Genomic DNA, 4,343 nt, shown 5'->3' with positions numbered 1-4,343 from the left:
TTGCGGCATGCGGCCAGCAGGCAAATAACGAGGCGGCAGCCACCGCCTCCGCCGCACCGAGCGAAACCGCTTCGGCTTCCACGGCGGCTTCTGAGCCACCTTCGGCAAGTGCTACTCCGTCTACTGTCCGAGGCTATTCGGGCGGCTCCAAGGCACCCGATGGCGAGTACCGAAAGGCTGACAAATATGGTCCGGCGCAGAACGTACCCAAACCCACCGCACCTGAAGAGGGCTACAACGAAAAGTCTCTGGAGGGTATGCGCAAAACATTTGACGCCTGGGTCCAGTGGGGAAACTACGGTATCCAAACTGGTGACTATGCAATGGCGCGAGAATTCATCTCGCCTAATTTCAGCTCCGAATTAGAAGCTTACGAAAGCGTCGAAAAACTATACAGGCGCGGCGGATGGGTTATCGACGGTATCGAAAAATTTACAGCTGATGGGTCGCCTTGGTCCGAAGCCGGCGAAACATATTTCTGGAAAATGTATCGTAACTGGAATCAGGAAATCCACGTTGAACCAGACGGTAAATGGACTGCATGGGATAACGAGGATAAAACTAACGATACTTTCAAAGTCAAAATGAAACATGACGGCCAAAAGTGGTCAATTCTAGACTTCGAAGAATTCAACGCCTAAGCAGTATTCACCTTTTCACACACCACACCGATATAAGGATTAGAATTCCATGACTTCCCATCTTTTGAACCGCCGTACCCTGCTGGGTAGCGGCGCGATGCTGGGCTTGGGTGCTCTGCTTGCGGCATGCGGTCAGCATGCTAATAACGAGGCGGCGGCCACCGCCTCCGCAACGCCAAGCGAAACCGCCTCCGCATCTGCAGCGGCATCTGAGTCACCTTCGGCGAGCACTACCCCGTCTACTGTCCGAGGTTACTCGGGCGGTTCAAAGGCGCCCGACGGCGAGTATCGCCCTGCTGATAAGTACGGTCCCGCCCAGAACGTGCCGAAACCCACCGCGCCCGAAGACGGGTATAGCGAAAAGTCTGTTGAAGGTATGCGTAAGACTTTGGACGCCTGAGTCAAATGGGGTAATTATGGCGTGCAGACTGGTGATTATTCAATGGCTCGTCAGTTTGTGTCGCCGGCTTTTAAAAGCGAGCTGGAGGCTTACGAGGGTATCGAGAGGCTTTACCAGCATGGTGGTTGGGTGATTGATGGTATTGAAAGCTTGACTGCTGATGGTACGCCGTGGTCCGAGGATGGGGAAACGTATTTTTGGAAGGCTTACCACGTCTGGGAACGGGAGATTTATGTTGCGGCTGATGGTAGCTGGCGTTCTTGGACTAATGAAGATAAAACTAACGACACTTATAAACTTGAGCTGAAGCACAACGGCCAGAAATGGGAAATCATGAATTATGAACCTGTCGATGACTAGCCCCTCCACGCGAGCCTAAAAGTTCGCATCCTGCAGACACCCAGAAGCCACATGTGTTTCGAGAAGCCACGATAATGGTGGCTTTTCGAAACACATGTGGCTTCTCGGCGCATAGGTGGGTGGATAGGTATCTGCGCAGACTTGCCGGGGCACGCGTCCGGGACCCCGCCTCATAACCGGCTGCGGCCCCGCAAACCCACCCCACAGCTGATGGTGACTTCCGTAAAATGGTGTCTATGGCTAAGAAAACTAAAGGTAAGAAGAGCGGCGCAGCAACCGCCGCCGTGGCACTGCTGACCGAGACGAACACCCCCTTCCAGATGCGTGAATACGAGCACGTTGAGGGTGTCACCTCCTTCGGTGAAGAGGCCGCGAAGAACCTCGGTGCCTCCGAGGAGCAGGTGTTCAAGACCCTGCTGATTGTGCACGAGAAGGATTTCGCGGTCGCGATCGTGCCGGTATCCGGCAAGCTGAACATTAAAGCTGCCGCCGCTGCCCTGGGTTGGAAGAGCGCCTCCATGTGCGACCCGAAGGTCGCTGAGCGCCGCACCGGCTACGTGGTCGGCGGTATTTCTCCGCTGGGTCAGAAGACTCCCTCCCCCACCCTGCTGGATGAGTCTGCGCAGCTTTTTGACACGATTATGGTCTCTGGCGGTAAGCGCGGCCTGGATGTTGAGCTCGCCCCGGACGACCTTCTGAAGCTCACCAACGGCAAGTACGCTGATATCCGCGCGTAGCGGGAATAACCCGCCCGGCCGCGGCGTTATATGAACTGTAAGAGCCTGGGCAAGAGAGCAAAGTGAAGGAGTCATGATGGGCAACTCGCTACCCGGCGTGGGCGCTATCGCCAAGAACTGGCGTGAAGTCCTCAAGCCTGAAGAGTACGCTGTTCTGCGTGAGGGCGGCACCGAGCGCGCGTTCACGGGCGAGTACTGGAACACCCACACGGAGGGTGTGTATTCTTGCCGTGCCTGCGGTACGGAGCTGTTCCGTTCCGATCAGAAGTTTGATTCGCATTGTGGTTGGCCGTCGTTTTTCGCGCCGCTGGCGGAGGACCGTGTGCGCTACCTGGAGGATACGACGTTCGGTATGCGCCGTGTGGAGGTGCGTTGCGCCGCCTGCGATTCGCACCTGGGTCACGTGTTTGAGGGTGAGGGCTACCCGACTCCCACGGATTTGCGGTATTGCATTAATTCGGTGTGCCTGACGCTGACCCCAGCTAGTGAAGCACAGCCTGGCGATACCCCGGTTGACGAGGCGGAATCCACCGAATAAAGCCCGGCGAGAGCCCCATCGGGCACGCCGGTGAACCCCTTATTGTGAGTCTCTCTAAATTCGAGGCTTTAAGCTCGGGCGGGTAGAATGGCGTAGTGCCTTCGCGGGCACGCCACCCCGCCCGGGCTCGTATTTGCTCGGGCATACGCCTACCCGTGCATTGGCGCATCGTATGGGCGCGTCGAACCAGACAGAGGAAAAGGATTGAGTGCATGAGTACCGCAGCTGAACAGAATGCCGCAGGCACCCCTCAGCTGACCCTTCACGGTATCGAAGTTCCTGAGGTTGTTCCTCTGGAGGCCCCTTCCTCTCCGATTCCGACTCTCATCACCACTGAGAGCGGTCTGCGTCGTGCCGCTGAGCAGTTGGCGGCGGCGTCCGGCCCGGTGGCTGTTGATACGGAGCGCGCCCAGGGCATCCGCTACGGTTCGCGTGCTTTTTTGGTGCAGCTTAAGCGTGAAGATCAGCTGTACCTGATTGACCCTGAGGCGTTCAAGGATTTGCGCATTATTAACGATGCTCTGGCGGATGCTGAGTGGGTTATTCACGCCGCGATTCAGGACTTCCCGAGCCTGGACATGCTCGGTATGCGCCCGAACCGTCTGTTTGATACGGAGCTGGGTGCGCGCCTTGCCGGTCTGGAGCGCGTGAACCTGGGCGCGACCGTTGAGGAGATGCTCGGCTACAAGCTGGCGAAGAAGCACTCGAAGGAAGACTGGTCGCGCCGCCCCCTGCCGGAGTCCTGGCTGAACTATGCGCTGCTGGACGTTGACGTGCTCATTGATTTGCGTGACGCGTTGGAGGATTTGCTCCGCCAGCAGGGTAAGCTGCAGTACGCTCTGGAGGAGTTCGAGTACCTGTGCAAGACCCCGGTGAAGGATCCGACGGATCAGCCGGAGCGTTGGCGTAAGACGAAGGGCCGCACGATGCTGCGTTCGGTCAAGCAGCTGACGGCGCTGCGTAACCTGTGGGTTGAGCGTGACTCGCTGGCGCGTAAGAAGGACGTTGATGCGAAGCGTCTGCTGCCCGATTCTGCGATTGTGGAGGCGGCACGCACCATGCCGCGTAACGTGCCCGCCGTCATGGCGATTCCCGGTTTTCAGACGCGCGGTCTGCGTCGTGAGGGCCCGCGCTGGGTGCGCGCTATTGCCGCGGCGGCACGCGGTGAGAACGCCGTACCGTTCACTTTGCCGTCGTCTGCCCCGCCGCCGTTGAAGGCGTGGGAGTCTAAGCGCCCCGAGAACTTGGCGCTGTTCACTGAGGTTCGTCAGGCAATTGATGAGCTCTCGGAGAAGCTGACCATTCCGGCGCAGAACCTAATCACGACCGATTATGTTCGCCGCCTCTGCTGGGAGCCGCCGGCTCGTTTTGATGAGCAGACCCTGCGGGATGCACTCGCCGAGTACGGTGCGCGTTCGTGGCAGACGGGTCTGGTTGCCCCCGTGATTGCGCCGATTTTTGCCCGCCACCTGGGCTAGATTTCGCTAACGCTAAATAGACGTGTGCCGGTTGGGTGTGTTGCTGATGCGACCACCCGACCGGCATTTTGCGTGCCCCGGGAGTTTGTCTCGGGAGTGTGCTGCGGGTTTTGCCGTGGGAGCGATCGCGGACCAAGCTTAGCCTGCTCTCATTCGATTTTTATCCCAAACCGGCATAGGGTGGAGAGA

The 4,343-nt window shown here is 58.2% G+C and carries 4 protein-coding genes and 1 pseudogene; all 5 read left to right on the top strand.

Annotated elements, in window-relative coordinates:
• A partial coding sequence (locus Q0216_RS05020) for a DUF6318 family protein (RefSeq protein ID WP_298593434.1) occupies positions 1-641 on the top strand: 641 nt, incomplete at its 5' end.
• Between the two features lie 49 nt (positions 642-690).
• Positions 691-1,401, top strand: a pseudogene (locus Q0216_RS05015) (DUF6318 family protein).
• 236 nt (positions 1,402-1,637) lie between these two features.
• Positions 1,638-2,138, top strand: coding sequence for a Cys-tRNA(Pro) deacylase (gene ybaK, locus Q0216_RS05010; RefSeq protein ID WP_005506356.1), 501 nt, complete (start codon positions 1,638-1,640; stop codon positions 2,136-2,138).
• 76 nt (positions 2,139-2,214) lie between these two features.
• Positions 2,215-2,676, top strand: coding sequence for a peptide-methionine (R)-S-oxide reductase MsrB (msrB, locus tag Q0216_RS05005; protein ID WP_294631852.1), 462 nt, complete (start codon positions 2,215-2,217; stop codon positions 2,674-2,676).
• Between the two features lie 212 nt (positions 2,677-2,888).
• Positions 2,889-4,154 (top strand): HRDC domain-containing protein, encoded by a 1,266-nt coding sequence (locus tag Q0216_RS05000; RefSeq protein ID WP_298593433.1) that lies wholly within the window; start codon positions 2,889-2,891, stop codon positions 4,152-4,154.
• The last annotated feature ends 189 nt before the right edge of the window (positions 4,155-4,343 follow it).

It is taken from the genome of uncultured Rothia sp., from assembly GCF_937976295.1.
GTDB lineage: Bacteria > Actinomycetota > Actinomycetes > Actinomycetales > Micrococcaceae > Rothia.
This window is presented reverse-complemented; position numbering and strand designations above follow the sequence as displayed.

What these genes read in the sequence shown, in the direction of transcription:
- ybaK (WP_005506356.1), top strand. Translation starts at nt 1,638, where the DNA reads ATGGCTAAGAAAACTAAAGGTAAGAAGAGCGGCGCAGCAACCGCCGCC.
- msrB (WP_294631852.1), top strand. Translation starts at nt 2,215, where the DNA reads ATGGGCAACTCGCTACCCGGCGTGGGCGCTATCGCCAAGAACTGGCGT.
- Q0216_RS05000 (WP_298593433.1), top strand. Translation starts at nt 2,889, where the DNA reads ATGAGTACCGCAGCTGAACAGAATGCCGCAGGCACCCCTCAGCTGACC.